This window comes from Thermopirellula anaerolimosa, assembly GCF_054657335.1.
In genome coordinates, this window is record NZ_BAAHYX010000006.1 from 410,267 (window position 1) to 428,281 (window position 18,015).

At 60.5% G+C, this 18,015-nt stretch carries 15 protein-coding genes; 2 read left to right on the plus strand and 13 right to left on the minus strand.

Features of this window, described 5'->3' with window-relative positions:
• The first annotated feature begins 331 nt into the window (after positions 1 to 331).
• Complete coding sequence (locus ACYQ6J_RS07690) at positions 332 to 1,042, plus strand: HEAT repeat domain-containing protein (protein ID WP_460183597.1); 711 nt, start codon at positions 332 to 334, stop codon at positions 1,040 to 1,042.
• A gap of 294 nt (positions 1,043 to 1,336) precedes the next feature.
• The gene (locus ACYQ6J_RS07695) at positions 1,337 to 2,386 is read left to right on the plus strand and encodes a DNA integrity scanning protein DisA nucleotide-binding domain protein (protein ID WP_460183598.1); all 1,050 of its coding nucleotides are present in this window, start codon (positions 1,337 to 1,339) and stop codon (positions 2,384 to 2,386) included.
• Between the two features lie 93 nt (positions 2,387 to 2,479).
• Here the strand turns inward: ACYQ6J_RS07695 and ACYQ6J_RS07700 are convergent, their stop codons facing one another.
• From ACYQ6J_RS07700 to ACYQ6J_RS07760, 13 genes are all read right to left on the minus strand, one after another.
• Positions 2,480 to 3,259, minus strand: a complete 780-nt coding sequence (locus ACYQ6J_RS07700; RefSeq protein ID WP_460183599.1) for a DUF6690 family protein — start codon at positions 3,257 to 3,259, stop codon at positions 2,480 to 2,482.
• 411 nt (positions 3,260 to 3,670) lie between these two features.
• Positions 3,671 to 4,090 (minus strand): hypothetical protein, encoded by a 420-nt coding sequence (locus tag ACYQ6J_RS07705; RefSeq protein WP_460183600.1) that lies wholly within the window; start codon positions 4,088 to 4,090, stop codon positions 3,671 to 3,673.
• Between the two features lie 432 nt (positions 4,091 to 4,522).
• On the minus strand, positions 4,523 to 5,119 hold the full coding sequence (locus ACYQ6J_RS07710; RefSeq protein ID WP_460183601.1) for a hypothetical protein: 597 nt from the start codon (positions 5,117 to 5,119) through the stop codon (positions 4,523 to 4,525).
• 72 nt (positions 5,120 to 5,191) lie between these two features.
• A complete protein-coding gene (gene surE / locus ACYQ6J_RS07715) occupies positions 5,192 to 6,070 on the minus strand; it encodes a 5'/3'-nucleotidase SurE (protein ID WP_460183602.1) in 879 nt (292 codons plus the stop codon).
• A 168-nt stretch (positions 6,071 to 6,238) separates the two neighbouring features.
• Entirely contained in the window at positions 6,239 to 9,595 is a 3,357-nt protein-coding gene (locus ACYQ6J_RS07720; protein ID WP_460183603.1) for a protein kinase domain-containing protein, read from the minus strand.
• A 130-nt stretch (positions 9,596 to 9,725) separates the two neighbouring features.
• Positions 9,726 to 10,841, minus strand: a complete 1,116-nt coding sequence (locus ACYQ6J_RS07725; RefSeq protein WP_460183604.1) for a zinc ribbon domain-containing protein — start codon at positions 10,839 to 10,841, stop codon at positions 9,726 to 9,728.
• A 3-nt stretch (positions 10,842 to 10,844) separates the two neighbouring features.
• Positions 10,845 to 11,003 (minus strand): hypothetical protein, encoded by a 159-nt coding sequence (locus tag ACYQ6J_RS07730; protein WP_460183605.1) that lies wholly within the window; start codon positions 11,001 to 11,003, stop codon positions 10,845 to 10,847.
• A gap of 34 nt (positions 11,004 to 11,037) precedes the next feature.
• Entirely contained in the window at positions 11,038 to 11,976 is a 939-nt protein-coding gene (locus ACYQ6J_RS07735) for a type II secretion system F family protein (RefSeq protein ID WP_460183606.1), read from the minus strand.
• A gap of 45 nt (positions 11,977 to 12,021) precedes the next feature.
• Positions 12,022 to 12,873 (minus strand): type II secretion system F family protein, encoded by an 852-nt coding sequence (locus ACYQ6J_RS07740; protein WP_460183607.1) that lies wholly within the window; start codon positions 12,871 to 12,873, stop codon positions 12,022 to 12,024.
• 122 nt (positions 12,874 to 12,995) lie between these two features.
• The gene (locus ACYQ6J_RS07745; RefSeq protein WP_460183608.1) at positions 12,996 to 14,981 is read right to left on the minus strand and encodes a TadA family conjugal transfer-associated ATPase; all 1,986 of its coding nucleotides are present in this window, start codon (positions 14,979 to 14,981) and stop codon (positions 12,996 to 12,998) included.
• Positions 14,982 to 15,063: 82 nt separating this feature from the next.
• On the minus strand, positions 15,064 to 15,858 hold the full coding sequence (locus ACYQ6J_RS07750) for a hypothetical protein (protein ID WP_460183609.1): 795 nt from the start codon (positions 15,856 to 15,858) through the stop codon (positions 15,064 to 15,066).
• Between the two features lie 158 nt (positions 15,859 to 16,016).
• Entirely contained in the window at positions 16,017 to 16,985 is a 969-nt protein-coding gene (locus ACYQ6J_RS07755) for a hypothetical protein (protein WP_460183610.1), read from the minus strand.
• A gap of 128 nt (positions 16,986 to 17,113) precedes the next feature.
• On the minus strand, positions 17,114 to 18,010 hold the full coding sequence (locus ACYQ6J_RS07760) for a hypothetical protein (protein WP_460183611.1): 897 nt from the start codon (positions 18,008 to 18,010) through the stop codon (positions 17,114 to 17,116).
• Positions 18,011 to 18,015: the final 5 nt, after the last annotated feature.

Below are 18,015 nucleotides of genomic sequence, written 5' to 3' on the forward strand. Positions count from 1 at the left end.
AGCTCGGTCAAACGCAAGATGTATACGGCGATGAAGAGAGTACCGAATAACACGTTTGTAGGATACCCAGGCGGGAAAGAGGCGGCAAGTTGGTGCGGAAACGATCGTTCGATGCTTCTTTCCGTTCACGGAGGGGAAACGCGATGGAGACGGAACGCACGGACGAATCGATGCGGAGGGGTTGGGGCGGCCTCTGCGAAAATCGGAACTCGCCTTGGCCTCCTCTTGTGCATTCGGTACAACCTGGGCGAATGTGTTGGTGAGAGCAGGGCGACGCAACTGCCGCTGGTGACGTATTCTCAATGCCCAAAATGGGCTTCGGTGGCCGATCATGTGCAAGAGGCGGAACCTATACGTTGCCGTTCATCGTTTCGTGCCGATGCTGGTTATCGTCGTCGCGGTTTCCGGTTGTAGTTTTTGGCGCGGTTTTCAGCCGTTCAAGAGTTCCGCGAAGAACACGCAAGCGAGTCTACCGCCCGGCGTCGTGCTTCCAAGGGATCGCCTCAAGGCGTGGCAGGATTCCGCGAAAAAAGCCGGAACGCCGGAGGAACGAAGGGCGCTGGCTTCCCGGTTGCAGACGGAATTTGCCGACGAACCGGATCCCTTCATGCGACGGGAGATTCTGCGATTGCTCTCGAAACTGGACGTTGCCGCCGCAGTTGAGACGGCCAAGTCCGCCGCTAACGACCCTGAAGAGTCGGTGCGGTGGGATGCGTGTGTGGTGCTCGGGAACGTCGGCGGGGCCGAGGCCGTGGCGGTCCTCGCGGATGTGCTGCGACGTGAAACGTCTGCGGACGTCAAACAGGCCGCCATCAAAGCCTTGGGCAAAGTCAAAGACGCGAGTGCCGTTCCTGTCTTGGCTCAGTTCTTGAACGAACGCGATCCCGCAACGCAGTACTTGGCCATGCAATCCCTTCGCAAGGTCACGGGAAAGGATTTCGGTAACGACGTCCGTCGCTGGGAGGCATATGTCCGCGGAGAAAACACGGGGGAGCAACCCTCGGCTTCTTTGGCGAGCAAAGTGAAGGATGCGATCTTTTGATCGTTCAAGGGCGGTTTGAATATTCCCCTGCTGTCCGAAGTTGCCTACAACCTCGGGGCTTGGCGTTTTCTAGTGCGTGACTCCCTAAGTCGCGCGCGACTCATCGCTCTGGGCGACCTCGTGAGGCATAGTCCGAAGCGCCGCCAAGAGCCGAGGCAGGCCGCGTGCATCCTACTAGGACAGCAGCAGGTTTTTTGCCCCGCCCGCTTTGATTGCCAAAAAAATGTCCGTCGGCTAGAATCGTACAGCTACCCCGCTACAAAACGCCGCTGCTCTCAACGCTGGATCGCTACGTTGTTTGAGCTGATCGGCGTACGCCCGATTTCTTTTGCCGCAGCCCCTATTGCGATGCCAGACGACCCCAAGAATCCAACGAATCTCCCGGAGAAGAAAAACGTCGACGACAAGAAAACCTCCCCCGACAACCCGGAAAGCTTTCGCTTCACCGAGCAGTTGCGTTTTCTTCTGGAGGGGGGAGTAAAGCTGTACGATCAATTGGACGCGGCTGCCATTCTCATCTTCGTGAACGGTCCGGGCGATTGGGGGCGTTTGCGATCGGCGGTCGGTCAGCGTCGCGTGATTGTTGCGTCGGAACGATTGGCGTACTTGTCCGGTGCCGCGGAGGTCGGGTTCTCAACCGTAGCCGTGAACCTGCCGACGTCCTCCCCATATGAGCGAATCACGGAGGCGCTTCTCGAGTCCGTGACCGAGGAACTGTTGACCCGCGGGCAACGTGTTATTGCCCTGTTCGGGCTGTTCGAGCCATCCAGCGTGGACTCTTTGAGTGTGATCCGTCTGTCGGACCATCTGGCCAGGCTGACCGCGCGCGACCTTCGGGAGCTTAATACTGCAATTCCCATCGAAACGCTGAAGTTGGTAATCAATTTGGCGGTGGAGATCGGCCAGGAGGGACGTGAAGGCAAACCCGTCGGCGCGATTTTCGTCGTCGGTGATTCCCGCAAGGTCTTGTCACACACTCGGCCGCTGGGATTCGATCCCGTGCGAGGCTACAGCAAGCACGAGAAGAATCTATTCGATCCTCGCGTCCGCGAGGGAGTCAAGGAAATCGCGCAACTGGACGGAGCGTGCATCATTTCCGAAGATGGGACGATCCTGGCGGCGTGTCGGCACATCGACTGTTCGGCTTCGGATATCGTACTATCGAAGGGCTTGGGCGCGCGGCATTGGGCGGCGGCGGCAATTACCCGAAAGACCAAGGCTGTGGCCGTTTGCGTCAGTGAGTCGAGCGGTACGGTTCGCGTGTTCTTGGACGGCGAATGCCGTTTCCGCATTGAGCCTCAAATGCGGCGACCACTGCTCTGGCGCGAGAGCCCGCACGACTGAGTGTTTCGCGAATCGGGTGCCTCACGGGTTGAGCGACTCAGAGAGGGGGCAATCCTGCGCATCCGCTCCGCTTGCGGCGGACAGCCGCTTTGCTCATTGCGGATAGGCTAAGGGGACGGCCGAAGACGCTTGCGGAACCGCGGGTTCGGGAAGACTTTCGCGCAGGCGGGTGAGCAATTCCTCGGTGGGACGCTCAATAACGAGATCCAACTCGAATCGAGCATGCGGTTCGGCGGCACGCAGCACGCGCTGGGGACGGATCCAGAGGTAACTCTTCACGCCGCCGCGCGAGCCTTCCTCCGGCACCACGTACAGGAACAGTCCTGGATCGTTCGTGGGTCGGTGGCAGAATCCGAATTGGGCCGCCAAGTATTGGATTAACCGGTTGGCGTTGCCCGTTGTTCCGCGAAACGTGATGCGCTGCACCTCTTGACGAGGGTTGAAATAGTACGTCACGGAACCGGCCAGATCATCCTCGCGCGTTCCGGTGACGAGCGGTACGCGGTACCCCTGTAGTTGAATGCCCGCCGTCGCCGCCGTGACTCGCGGCCAATGCTGCACCAAATAGTCGGGCCGAATGTCGAAGCGAAAGACTTCGGCGAAATCCGCGGTGGGAACGACATACTCGGGAGTGGGAGTCTCGGTTGTGGTGGAGGGAACCTCCTCAGGCGAGCCTTCCATGGCCGGAAGAAATGCCGTAATCGATTCTCCGGAAAGAATGCCGGCCAGAACATCTCCGAGCTTGTGAGAACCGGGCAACAGGACCAGAGGCGACATCACAAGTAGTACGCCGACCACCGCCAGCACGAAGCGGTTGAGGACCGGACTTGGCGGCGGAGGCGGCGCGGGTTGTTTGTCGTCTTTGTCGGACATGCATCCACCCCCGAGCACGAAAATTTAACTTGCCGATTGACCGCGTCATGCGCGGTACGGCCGCCTGGATCGACGGGTTACACGGATCGTTCCGGTCTTGCGCGCCGAGGTTACCGTACGTAAATATCTTCGACCGGCAACCGGTGATGGGTGGAGATGGAGGGCGCTACTCCGCAAAATGGGCACGATCGGCGGGAAATCGCGCTCGTAGCACCTGTTTGCCCGATTGAAGCCCGGCTACCCTCTCCGAGAAAGCGGATTCGTCGTCGCAACCGCGCAGACCGGAAAAACCCTGCAACGCGTTCCAGGCGTTTGCTTCGCCGCAGACGGCCGAATTATGAATTCAGCAACTCGCGAAGCCGTAACGGCAAGACGAGAGATTCAAGCTGGGCGGGCAGCGGTAAGCTTAACTTACCATCGCGGCCAGAGCCACCATGGCAGATTAGGCAATCGCCCCAACCCGAAAGGGTTTCGCCAAGAATCGAAAGGAAGAGTCCAAGGTCCCTGCGGATTTCCCCACGGCCCGTAGGGCGTGGCGCCCGCACGGAACGGGAACTCCCACTCTTCGTAGGGCCTAAGGAATTCACCCAACCCCCAAGTCCGCACCACGTGGAGGTGATCGTAGCTTTCCGCGCCGCGGATCGTCGATCGCGTATGCCGATACCCGCTGACCACATAGTTAGGCGCAACAGGTGAGGCGATGGAGTTTTCGGGCTGAAATTGCGCTACTCTTTCGCCCTGAGGAGAGTGGCTGTAATACGACGGCTGAAAGATCCAGCTTTGGGCCGGCGCCGGCGAATCCGGAGCCGATGCCCATAAACCGATCGTCACGGCAAGACAAAGCCACTTCTTAGCATGCGTTTGCCTCGAACCAACGGCATGGGGCGCGTTGCAGGCGGGGCGGCGTTTGGCTTGTGCAGGGCTGCCGCCCAACACCATCCCGATTGTCCGCACCCATCGCGTCCGCATTTGAAAGCCGTCCGGCGAATCGCCCGTTCGAGATGAGAGAATATTTCCGCAACCGGCGTGATTCGGCCCAAGTCGCGCCGGCACGCCGTCGCGGGTCGCGTCAAACCCACCGAGGGCGGAAAGCCGCGCATCGCGTCGCAACACCGCCTCTCAATTCCAGACTAATTGGACTGCGGACGTTTTCCAACGAAAAACCGCGGTCGGGCAGTTCCAGATCGGGCATGCCGCGACGTTCGGTTGCGTCGGCACGGGACTTGCCGAAAAGGTGGGTCGGTCACACGCAAGGCATGCGTTCTAGCGCGACGGTTGTTCGACCATCAACTCTTCGCGGGCTGGATCGTACACGTAGCGGTGACCGGGCGGGAGTTGCGGCAATTTGATTCCATTTGCTTCGATGATCTCCCGCCAGAACTCCTCGTGCGACTGCGGCGCCCGCCCGTTGGTTGCCTTGAAGAGCTGCATCGCCTGCGGCACTTGGATGCGGAAGGCCACCATTTCCTGACTGCGAAAATAGACGTAAACGGGAGTCGTGAGGAACCCGGGTTGGCCCAAGGTACTCCCCTTTTGCCCCACTCCGACCTGGGCCGGCACTGACACCACCGGGGGCGCGCTCGGGGTCGCTTGCTCGGCGGCGACCGGAGGCGGCGGTTGCGTCTGCATGACGTCGTCGGGCGATGCGATGCCCGGCGGCATTGCGACGGGCCTACGCGGAGGTTCGGGAGTCGAGGGGGGCGGCGTGGGCGTCGTCGGTTGTTGGGGCTGAGAAACGTTTGCTCCCCCGGGCGCAGGCACGTCGGTCTTGACGCGGAAGGACTCGTTGTCCGCCGTACCGCAACCGATCAGCAGGATTGAAAGCCAACCGGCCAACCAGGCTTGCGTCACTCGCCTCATGGTAATTCTCCCTCGGAATGAGCCTTTCGACTCCCCGTATCCGGGCAGATTGGGGCTAAACCATCGTTCTTGCTAGGAACCGTCGCGCCTTTTGGACCCGCCTCGCGAAGTGCGCCGTGCAGATCGCAGGACGAGCGTTTGGTTGACCGCAGCGGACGCACCGTTTGGCGATGGTACGGGGCGGGGTATTAAGACGAAATCGCTTTGGTCGATTTGCTCCAGTGCCCTTCTCGCCGTCAAATCGTAGTGTAACGGCGTAACCGAGATTTTTCCTTGGGCCAGCGTCAACAAATCGGTTCCGGGGGCGTCTCGTCGCGGAGGCGGATCACCGGTCGCCCAGTAATAGGTTCGGCCCCAAGGGTCGGTCCGTTTTTCGTAGTTGCCGCCGTACCGTCCCACGTCCATGGCGACTACGCGCACTTCCGGCGAATCCTGGAATGCGGCTTGAAGCGGAATGTTGACGTTGAAAAGCCGGGCGCCCAGATCGCTCCAGCGAGAGTGAATATGCTGAATGATTTGCACGACGTGTCCCGCCGCTCGGTCGAACGGTGGGTTTTCGTCGAACTCCAAGGAAACCGCCACGCTGAGGATGCCGAAAAAAGCCCCCTCCACCGCAGCGGCCACCGTGCCCGAATACAGCACATTGATGCCCGCGTTCAGGCCGCCGTTGATTCCGCTAACCACAAGATCGGGGCGACGCGGGCACAACTCGTTGACCCCGAGCTTGACGCAATCGGCGGGGCTACCCTCGACCGCGTAACCGAAAGGTCGGTCACCCTGGTACACCTCTTTGACAATCAGCGGTCGCAGATAGGTAATCGAGTGCCCGACGCCGCTTTGTTCGGTGGCGGGGGCGACGACGCAAACCTCTCCCAAGCCGTCGAGAGCCTGTTTCAGTGCCGCCAATCCCGGGGCATAGATACCGTCGTCATTCGTCAGCAAAATCAGCACGTTGCGCTTTCCTCCGTGCGCCGTTCGAGTTTTTCCGCTTCGTCGGTCACTATACCACATCCCATCGGAACCGACAATTTCCGCGAAATTGCGATGGGAATGTGAGAATGTGAGCTTCAGCGCGAAGGAAGCACGCGAAGGAATCAATAGACCGAATAGTCCGCGCGTCTAGCGATTCAAGCCGGCCAGAACCGCTCGCGCCCAATCTTCGATCAAAGGTGAGAGATAGCGTGTCGGTTGCCTTCGCTCGAAGCGGATTTGGACCTCTTTCTCGCGATTGCCTTGGGCGGATGCCAACTGTTGATCAAACGTCTCGATGATTGCCCGGGTTTGCTTTCGGCCTTGGTCGTAAGCTTGGGCGGCTTCATTCCCCAGCGATCGGACGGCGTCGTCCAGGGATTGCAGATCGATGGGCAGGGGACGCTCACGCTCGTCGGCGACGCCTTCGATGAACTCCCGCAACTGTCCCAGCCAAAAGACGGTTCGCGGAAGGTCCAATTCCGTGGTTGGATAAGTTGCCTCGGCACGCCGCGGCCAGTGTTCGACGAAGGCTTGCATTTCGCCCAAGGCTCCGCGGTAGTCGCGACGGAAAACCTTGATCCAAGCGAGGAGCAAATAGGGCAACGGTTCGGCAGGGTGGCTGACCTTCAGCGGTTCCAGATAGCGGACGGCTTCCGGCAATTGCCGATTTTTGACCAGCAGTAAGCCGTACAGCAAGAACGGTTCCGGTTCCGATTCGATCCCTTTGGAGGCATTGCGGAACGCCTCGTCGGCGATTTGCGGGTTCACGTCTTGCATCGTGATCATGGCGGCGAGCGTGCGAATGGCGGCTTTGGAATCCTCGCTTAACCGCGGGGGGCGATTGTCCGGGAGAAAGATTTTGACGGTCTGCCGCGATCCGGCAGGGACTGTCTGCGGTAGAACCTTGTTTACGAAGCCCAGCAGTTCAGTGGGATCCAACTTACCGTCCCGGTTTTCGTCACCGTCGCCCTGGTATGCGAGCGCTACCGCCCGACCGAACGACGTGCCGGTCCCGTCGGCCGCGATGGTGGCGGATTCTCCTGCCGACGCTCCCGCCACGGCGGTGGCCGTACGAAAAGCGGCCATGCCGGGCGGACCTTTCACCGACTCGAGCGCCTCCGCGGCGGATACGCTGTTGGGCACGGGAGTGGGCGAGGCGGGCGAGACGTCCAGCAATAGAAGCTTTTTGGCGGCGGGAGAAGCTTCCAAATTGTCTGCCAGCCACTGAATTCCGATGCCCGTCGTTGACGGATCGTTGAGATCGGTGTTCTTGGCCGCCAAGAACACCTGACCTTGCGAATCGCGAACCGCCGTGCCCGCGTAATAGACCACGACCTCGCCGTCGGACGGAATGTTCTTCAGAAAGCTGTCCACCGCTTGTTCCAGGCGAATGCGACTGGGGTTCGTAAGGCTGAGGAGTTGATTTCTGGGGACGGCGTAACGAGTCCGCAGCGTGTTTTCCAATATTTCGGCCAAGGATGAGACGGCGGGCGCGGCCGGAATTCGTCGGTCGTCGTACTCGCCGACACAGGCGATGACGGCCCACCGGGTCGGGTTCTCCGGGCGAATCGCGTCGATTTTGAGGGCGCGTATCGACTCGCCGCCCGGCGTATCGTGGGTGATATCCACGCGGTCGCCTTCACGCAAGTCTTCCAGTGAGACGGTTTCTCCGAATAACGTGATCGGGCATTCGGAGCCGACCAGGATGCGCAGGGGCTGATTGTCTTCATCCCGGGTGATTTCGAGGCTTCCGGCAGCGTAGTGAACCTGCCGAACAATTCCCGCCAGACCCAGGGTGCGATAGGCGTCGATTCGCGAGATCTCCACGTCGTGGGTTATCGTGACTCGATCACCGGGTTGTAGATCCGCCGGTTTGACGATTCGGCTTTGAAACTCCGTTCGCCCGTTCAGCGTGACGACGCAATCGGCGGTGTAGGGCAGAGTGACCGGGTTTGCCGCCCGGCTCGACCGAAACGTCAGTCGGCCGTTCTTGGCATCGACCTCCGCCAATACGCCCTCCGTGGTAACCGTGCGGCGAACCGCAAGCCGTACAGCCGAGCGATCATCGTCCGCACCGCGGAACTCGACTTCGGCGCGATCTCCCGGGTGAATGTCGCTAAGCATGACGGTGCGTCCATCCAACTCGGGCCGACCGTTGAACTCGATGGGCGTCGTCTGCGCTACGCGGATGCGCAGCGGCGGTGCTTCACCGTCAACGGCGAGTGTGATTTGCGCGTCGGCCAGGGAAACGGCGGTGATTTGCCCGGCGACGCGTTCGGGTCGCACGATCTGCAATCGCTGCACGAGTCGTCCGTCGGTTTGTGAAGTCGAAATCGTGATTTCGTCTCCCGGTTGCAAATCTCGCATCAAGGCCTTGGCATCATTGATGAATACCTCGTCGGCGGGGCGGATGGGCACCTCCTTGGGAGTGCCGTCGGGCGTTTCCACGACGATCAGACGCTCGTTCAGGAACACCCGGCGCACGATTCCTCGCAGCGATTCGGGAGCCTTGGCGTCTTGGGTGGGTTTCGTGCCGCCGGGCAGCAGCATCAGTAGGCTGATGAGGAGCGAGCACACAACGGCGGCCACCGCCGCAATGCGGAGATACTTCTTGTTCTTGGCTTCGCGGAGTTCTTCCGGCCTCGGTCCCGCCGGCTCCTCAGGCGGCGGAACGGGGAAGCGGACGGACTGCGAAGTCAGCATCCGCAAGGCCTCCCGTGCGGATCCCAGTCGCTGAGTTTGTTCCTTGATGACCAACCGATCCACGGTTTCGGCCAAGTCATCCGGAACTCCTTCGAGTACGCGGCGAATCGGCGGGAGACGCTGGTCCGGGGAACTGTGCCACATCATCCAAGCGATTTGGCGATCGCGGCCGAACGCACTCAGCCCCGGGAAAAGCAGGGAAAAGTCCGGCCCGCAAAGTAGTTCGTAGGCGGTGAAACCCAAGGAGTAGAGGTCTCCGGCGGGGCCGACCTGGCCGAACTGAGCGCTGATCAATTCCGGCGCCATGTACTTGGTCGTCCCTTTCAGCAAGCTGCCGCCTTCGTCGGTAGCGCGGCGGGCAAGACCGAAGTCGCCTAGCTTTACCCGGCCTTGATTGTCCAATAGCAGATTGCTGGGCTTGATGTCGCCGTGAATGATCCCGTTGCCGTGCAGAAAATCCAATGCCTGTAAACTGCCGATCAGGATTTCCCGCAGAAAATCCACGTCGATGGGACCGGTCTCGGCGCTTTGTTGGAGGTTTCCCCGCATCAACTCCAGGACCAACCAACCGCGACTGCGGACGACGTCGTAAATCGTGATGATGTGCGGATGCTGGAGCGAGGCGAGCAATTGCGACTCTCGCCAGTACCGCTCCAATTGCTTAGGGGATTGAAGGTATTGAGCGTGGATTTCCTTGATCGCGACGTCTCGCCCAAGTTCTTGATCTCGAGCGCGAAAGACTTGAGCGAAGTCGCCGCTGCCGATCCTCTCGATGATTTGGTATCGCGACGCCGAAGCCATGCTCATCCTCTTACCGTCGCCGTAATCCTGATGGATTGGAGTTTCACAACCGCTGCCCGTCACGCATCCGACCGGTCCGCGCCGCACGACGTCGCCGTCCGCGAAGCGCCAAGGCCCCGGCCGTTCCGCTTCATTCTCGCAGCAGGATTCGCAACTGCTCTTCCAGCTTGCGATCCCGCGCAGCGCTGCCCGTCAAGCCTTCGTAAGGTGCACGATCCCGATGTGCGTAAAGCAGCAGCAAGAGTCGCCGATATAGCTCTTTTTCTCGCTTGAAATCGCCGCTGTTGTGGGCGCGTTGAGCCTCTCGTAAGAGAACTTGGTAGTCGGCGGGCGGCGTTTCGGGGTTGAGGCTCGGGATGTATTCGTCCATCAACACACGGCGTGCGGCATTCCGCGTCGTGGTGTTACTGTTCTCGCCGGAGTCGGGTTCAATGAAGACCAGGGCCAGCGACACGATCATGCTCGTGCATAATACCACGAAAAGCAGCAACGGATTGGTGGACCGCTGATTGGAAGCCTGGGCTTGGGTCTGGGATTCCTCCAAGTGCAGGCTGGGCAGACTGCCGTCGGCGGCCAAGGTCCAAGTCGGTTCGACCGACTCGGAGAGGATTTTCATGACGGCCTTTTTGCGTGCCCTCGCCGGTTCGGCCTGGGCCGTCGCACCCTGCGAACTCATGGTCGCGGTGCTGGAACCTTTGTTGCGAATAACGCCGTCGGGCGATTGAGATTGTTTGCCGGTTCCCGGCACATGGGGTGAGGGACCTGCTGCGTCCGACTTTGGGCTTTTTTCGCGGGCGGTCTCAGGCCCTTTTCCCGCTCCGGTGGAGGCCTCTCTCGGTTTGGAGTCTTTGGGCGGCGAGGCAGCGTCTGTATCCCGCTTCGCTGCGGTCGGCGACTTGCCGGCCATGGTCGGAGGGGGCGCGAAGGGCGGTTCCTTTTCCGAATCACCCACCCGTTTCCAACGGCTTAAACCGGCGGTTTTCCGATCGCCGCCCGAGTTCCCTGCTTTCTCGGTATCCGCAACCGTGGGAGGCGCTTTAGCCTCTTCAGCGGACGGATCGACGGAAGGGGGAGCGGCCATCGGGGCGCGATTCGCAGGGTGAGGGGGGGCGCCCTGACGCTCCAGCGTCTCCGGCGCGGCGCGAAACCGGTGGTGGCACCACGGACAACCGACCACTCCGCCCAAGGCGGCGCTGCTGACCGTCATTTCGGTTCGGCAAAGGGGACACTGAATTTTGATGGGCATGTCCTAAGCCCTGAATTTCCCGACCACGGCGGGCTGAAACGTGTCGAAGCCCGGCGATCCGACGAGTCGAAAACCGGGTGAGAATCGCCGACCCGTTCGCTGCCGATCGGACCAACCCGCGACGGTTTCCCTCGGGTTCCAAACCGTGATTCGATCCGCCATTGCCTCCTCCTTGCGCCGCGAACGTGCGGCCCGTTCAAAGCGCCAGTCCCAAATCCAGGTAATTGAGCAAGAAAGGCCCGATCAGAATCAGGACCGCCGCCGCCATCACCAGTATACCCGGAAGCAGCATGTTCACGCCCGCCTCGCCGGCAATCGTCTCGGCCCGTTGCGATCGTTTGATCCGGAGGACGTCGGCTTGGGTACGGAAAATGGACGCGAGCGGCGTACCCAAGGTCTCCCCCTGAAGGATCGATCCGATGATGCTGGTAATCTCGTCGTCGGCAAGTCGATCCTTCATGGCGGCGAAGGCCTCGTATCGCGTCTTGCCCAGTTGCATATCGGCCAGGACCCTTCCAAATTCTTCGGAAACCGGATGACCGCGGTATTCATCGACGGCCTGAGCCAAGGCATTGAGAAACGTGGAACCGGCTTCCATCAAAAGGGTGAGTAGATCCAGCAGGAAGGGCAACCTGCGCTTGATGTCGCGCAGTCGCCGCGCCGCGCGCGAGGCCAAACGCAGTCGCAAAATCCACACGGTCAGCAGCGATGTGGCCAAGGCAGGCAGCAATCCGCTGAGCCCCACCGCCCGGACGAAGAAATAAGTGTATATCGGCAGCAGAAATAGGGCGATCATCTCGAGTTTGCCGAGATACTCCTCGGCCAACCAGAACCGCGACAAACCCGCGGCGTGAATGTGGCGTTGAATCTCCGGCAACGCGTCGCGAAAGGCCGCCCGATTGAACCGCCCCAACATTTGCAACACCGGTTGAAACGATCGGAAGAACCAGTCGCTCCGCCGCAACTCATTGATGCGGCTGATGTCATAGCGCCATTCGGCGCCTTGCGGAAGATCCTCGGTTTGGAGCACCAGCCACAACCATCGCGCAATGAGGGCGGCGGACGCACCCCACATCAGGCAGGCTGCCGCCAGGAGATAACCGCTCGATTGGTGTACGTCTTGCCAATCCGTCATAGGTCCGTCAAAACCCGGATGTTCTTACCATCGAAACGCCCTGCTTCAAATATCGGGCCGCAACAACGCGCGTGCCCAAAGGTACGCGATGACATTCAAAATCGCGGCAGTTGCCAGGAGCAGATGCCCCAGCGGTTGCACGAACAATTGCGTCGTGTTGTCGGGATCCATGAAGTAAAAAGCCGCGAGGAAGAACAAAGGCGCAAGGGCCATATACACGGCGGATTTTCTGGCTTGAGCCGTCTCGGATAGGACCTTGCGTTCCAACCGTTGTAGTTCCAGCACGGAACCGGCGATCCTTTCCACCGTTTCGCTCAGCCTTCCGCCGTGCTCGTGCCCGGCCAAAACTGCTGCTGCAAACAACGAGAAGTTTTCGCTTTTCAGTCGCTCCTTGGCTTCCGTCAGAGTTCGATCCAGCGGCTTTCCCAGGTTGTATTCAGCGATGATTTGACGAAATTCGGCGTTGATCGGCTTGGGGCATTGGGCCGCCAGAATCTCCATCGATTGCGTAAGTGACAGGCCGGCGCGAACCGCGTTCGAGAGCGTGACCATGGCGTCCGCCAGTTGATCCTCGACCTTTTGCCGGTAGCTTTCGGCCAGACGCCGCAAGAGGTACCAGGGAGCCGCCAGGAGAAACGCTGCGCTCACCGTGCCGAAAACCAGGCTGTTCAGCCCGAGACTGAAGCCGAAGAAGACCAAAACGACTCCCAGCAGCCAGACTTGCAGCCAACGTCTCAAGTTGGAAGGTGATGCACGCAGGCGGCGCAGTTTGTCCCCGATGTCGTCTTCCATTCGGGAAAAGAAGGCGTCGATCCAATCCTGCGAGGCGTACACCAGCACGGTCGCGGCCGCGCCCGTCGCCACGCATCCCAGGATCAAGTCGGTTGCTTCAGTCATGGATGGTTGCACCAGCCTGTTTGCCGCTTCCGCGGTCGCCTTTCAACGCGAGTGCGCCGTTGGATGCCGCGGTACTGCGGCGCGATTCCAGGTCGTCGTATCCCTTTCGGTTGATTTCCACCTTACGTAAACGGCACGGACTCTTGAAAAGCCAGGTCGCCGGGGCGATTGCGTTTGTCGCCCTCGCGCCGATGGGCCTCGATGGGCTTTTCGGATTCGCCCATTTGTTCGTACAAGAATTCCAGGTCGAGCAATTCCTTGGTCACCAGCGATTCCACGAAGGTGGGCAGGTAACCGGTGGGCATCAAGGAGTGACCGTTCCGGAAATTGAAGATATCGTGGATGATGACGTCCTTGGTGTCGGGGTCGACGCCCACCACCTCGGCGATTTCCGTCACGGCGCGACGTCCGCCCGGCAAACGCGAAATGTGGACGATCAAATCCACCGCGGAGGCGATCTGCCTGTGAATGGAGTAGATCGGCAAGTCGGCGGCCATCAGAATGAGGACCTCCAAGCGTTCGATCACTTCCCGCGCGTTATTGGCGTGCACGGTGGTGAGCGATCCGTCGTGGCCCGTGTTCATGGCCTGAACCATATCCAGGGCCTCGGCGCCGCGGCATTCGCCGACAATGATGCGGTCGGGACGCATCCGCAGGGCGTTACGGACGAGATCGCGGATGGTGTAGGCGCCGGCGCCCTCTACGTTGGCCGGTTTTGCCTCCAAGGGGACCACGTGTTCCTGATGAAGTCGTAGTTCGATCGTATCTTCGATCGTGACGATGCGTTCCTTGAAGGGAATAAAACTGCTCAGAATGTTCAGCAGGGTGGTCTTACCGGCGCCCGTGCCGCCGCTCACCAGGATGTTCTTCCGGTCGATGACTGCCGCCCTGAGAAACGTGGCGGCAGCGCGGCTGATGGAGCCGAATTCGACAAGATCGTCCATGGTCATCCGTTGGAGCGGGAATTTGCGGATGGTGAGGCACGGTCCCTTGACGGCCAGGGGCGGGATGACCGCGTTGACTCGGGAGCCGTCGGGAAGGCGGGCATCGACCAGGGGTTGGCTCTTGTCGATACGGCGACCCACTTGGGCCACAATACGCTCGATAATGGCTTCCGTCACCTTGTCCGAGATGAAGCGGCGACCGGACTTTTCGATCACGCCGTTCCGCTCGATGTAGATTTGATCCTTGCCCACCACCATGATTTCGGTCACCGCATCGGCGCGGAGGAGGTCTTGCAGGGGACCGAAGCCGAAAATCGTGTCTTTCAAGTCCTTCTTCAAGGTTCGCAGGATGAGGTATTTCCGCAATTCGCGATGGAGATGAGGTCGAACCAGGTGAAAGACCTCGTTGAATCGTTCCTCCACGCGTTGGACCTTTTCGGTGGTATCGCGGCACTGCTCCAGGTCCAAGCGGTCCTCCATGAACTTCATGATGCCCATCAATTCGGTCTCGCGCTCGGGGACCAACGTCGCGGGCACGTCGAACTCGTTGAGAGTGATCCCCATCATTTCGCTCAAGGTTTGCGAACCCGATTCCATGACCAGACGATTGATGATGTGGTCCCGCAGGACCAAACCGGTGATCTCTTCGAGAATCGGTTCGTTCTCCTCCTCAAAGACTCGCAATTCCCGGCAGATGTCGTCAATATTGTTTTCCAGGAGGAGCGTGCTCTCGGTATCGCCGGCGCGGCCGGTTTCGAATTCGTAGAGGTCCAAGCGTTCCAGCAGTTTGCGGTGAATGCGCAATTCCAAGTCGGCGATGAGGCCGCGGAGGTGAGCCTCCAACTCTTGCCGGGAGAGCACCGCGGTCTTTTCGGCCTCGAAGCTTAGGGTGAAAGGCCAGATGCGGACCTTGGCGCCCGGTGAAAAATAGACCGTCTGGCCGCCCAGCACTTCCTCGTCGGCCACCAAACAGCTATTCAGCCCCACGTTCTCCAGTTGCAAGCGTCCGTCTTCGAGCAGTCGTACCACGGCGTGACGGCGTGATACCAGGGGGCTGGCCAAGACGACGTCGTTCGCCTCATCGCGACCGATGGAGACCTCGTCTCCGGGGATATCGATCATCGTGCGCCGACTGTCGTTGACCCGGTTATACCAGACTTTCATGTCTTATTCCCAAACGCCGTTTTCACCGTTTCACGCTCGAGCTCTCTTCAGTGAAGCGAGCTTTCGGCCTTTGCGACTTCGATCAATTAGCGGACTTTTGCCGAGCGTGTAGAATAACTCCCACCTGCCGGAAATTCGTGGCTTCGAGCATCTTCCAGAGTTGCTCGGCCTTGGGTTCCAGGCGACCGCCGACAAGCCGCACGCTAATGGTGAGTACATTTTCTTGAGACTGCGGCAATTGATAGGCCCGGTGGATATCGAGGTTGCTCAAGCGATTGCCGATCGCCAGTATTTTGAATTTGCCGACGATCCGCGGCGAACCCGCCGGCACCGTCTGTGCGCCGGTCTGAGGCGGCAGGAGACTTTGCGGGCCGTTCGGTGCTTCGGCGTCTCCGGATGCGGCGCTCTCGGCGGGAGTCGGCGCCGAGATGATGAACGATACCGTGTCTCCCGGTTCCAACAGCGAGGTCACGATCGTTCGCGTGTCGATCGGAATGAACATGGCGATCTCTTCCTCGTTGCCTGCCGGTTGCCCGCCGAAGACCAATTTCGGCGGCGGCGGGCGGAGGTCGTCCACGAGAAGAATCGATCCGCCGGGAACCGGGCGCGTCGTCCTCATGCCGACCACCGTGGCGCGATCGTCGGGATAGACGAAAGCGAAACCTTTCAATCGCCGGGCGGTAGCGGCGGGCAAGGGGACCGGCACCAAATCTTCGGCGGCCAGAATCTGCCCGGCTTCGACGTTGCGGTCCGCGGCGATACCGAAAAAGGCGACGGTCTCCACGCTGCCCGTCGCCCGCGTGATGTACGCCCAATTGAAAAGGGCCGCGGCGATGCCGATACCCAAGCCCAATATCAACCCGTTAAAGCCCTTCATGCGATGTTTCCGTAGCCGAAAGGTTTTCTTGCCGGGAGGAGGATCCTGCCGCGATCCGCCCGGTCTTGGGACGAATAAGGTAGCCGGTTTCCAAGAAGGTCCAATCTATTGTAACTTGCCGCGAAATCGCGACGAAGCCGCGTCGAATATACCCCCGATCAAGGTGGTTCGGACTCGCTGCCCCCGCCGTCCGACCCGAAGACGCTCGGCGGCGACGATTCCTGCATCACGAATCCGCGTGCCGCATCCCCGTCTTCCCGCAGGGTCACCAACAGGTAGTCGCTCGAGTCGTGATCCCCGGATTGGCTGCGTCGGTAGCGCCGAACGGCCTCGTTATTTCGAATCTGCCACCTCGCGTCGGCGGACCAACCGTGTCGATCCAGCCAATGATCGAAGTGCGCCATCCAGGCGGATCTGTTCACGTGGTTACCGCGAAACGCCCGTAACATGGTTCCGTCGCCGAAACGGATGGTGAATCCCGGTTCCGCGCCGACCGGTAACGGAATATCGGCGGTGGTGCGTCGACCCGATGGATTGGATCCGCTGACGGCCAGGGCGATGCGCCAAAGGTCGCCGTCCATGGGGACTATGAATCCCCAAGCAACGATTCGGGCGGCCTTAGTATTCGCAGAGCCGGCATCGTTCCCGCTGCCTGTGGAATCCAAATCCTCGGGTTGGCCCGGTTCGGCAGGGGCGTTCTTCACCGCCGACCGCGTGCCGAGCCAGATCGGAAGGGATTGATTAAGCCGATACACCGCCGACTCTTGCTCGCCTTTCAAAAACGGTTGACGCTCGGTCAAGTGGCGAAGGACGGACAGTTCCTTTTCGTTGGGAGGATCCGGCGGAATCGCGGCCCGTTGGGCTGCTTGTAGCATTCGGCGGGCCAAATCGTTCGTGACCTCCTCCTCCGGTCCCGAGGCGGTGTACAGAGTGGTCGTCCAGTCCGCGTCGACCCATTCCACCGCCGTCCAGCCCTCGTTGTTGGGAGACGTGACCGCCGTGACGGGGGGCGTCTCGGGCACACGCCACCACCTCAAAATCTGCGACGCAAAAACCAAGGCGGCGGCGACGATGAGGAACGAAACGAAAAGACGAGACGTCCAATCCGCGATTCGGCTTGCCGTCACGGACCAGCCCAGCGGCCTCTCGACGTTGGATTCAGCGAAATTCCGGCGGGCGTCTCCGGTTGGAACCGGCTTTCCGAGAGACGCCTGGTCCGATTTGTTCGATCTATCGCCGCGGGAGAGTGGGGGCATTATCGGCCGTGGTTCTGAAGGACGGCCAGAAAGGCGTCCAGCGTGTCGATCTTTTGTTGCAAGTCGGTAATCTCGTTTTGGATGGAGGCCGTTTGTCCGGGCGAGGGCGGCGGCACGGCATTGAGTTGGTTTTGAAGCTCTTGAATGACGCGGCGGTAGAGATCGCGAAAGGCTCTTGCCATTTGCTCTGCCAGGGAGGGAACGTGAGCTTGGCCCGGTCCGCCCCGGACCCCGGCGATTCGTTCCACCAAATCGTCGACGCTGTCTTGCGCCGTCTGCCGATCGAGGCTGCAAAAGCCCCGCAAGCCGGGATGAAAGTCGGGCGATCCGCCTCCCCAACCGAATCGCACGCCGTACGCGGCGAACTCATCGTCACGGTCCAAGACGCGGAGATCGTTGCGTAGCGGCATGGTGAGGATGGCCCGCGCAGCTTGGACGTATGCCAGCGAGTAGCTCGGCGGTGCGGTGGGCAACGAATAAATGGCGGGAATGCGGTGATCGCCGTTGTGGCTCATGCCCGTGCGCGAAAACTCCCAGCGATTGTCCAGCAATTCCGTCTCGGTATCCATCCGATACGGACCGAGGGAGGCCAAGAGCGGGAAGTCCCTCGTCAGTCCTGCGCGGCCGCTTCGGATGTGTCGCCCCGGATCCAGCAGGTCCCGGTTTACCGCAAAATCACCGATAAACGGACCGCGTACCACCGGCATGTCCACGCGAGGATCTTGCAACGTAGTCGCATCCGGGTCCCCGTGAACGCCCAAATTGGCTGCGGTCGGCCAATAGGCGGGTCGAGGAACGGCTTGCAGGCTCCGCGGATAGCGGCTTGCCCAAACCGTCTGACGCGCCACCGCCAACTCGCGGATTCGCCAGGAGGAAACCGTTCCGAAATTGATCATTAGGG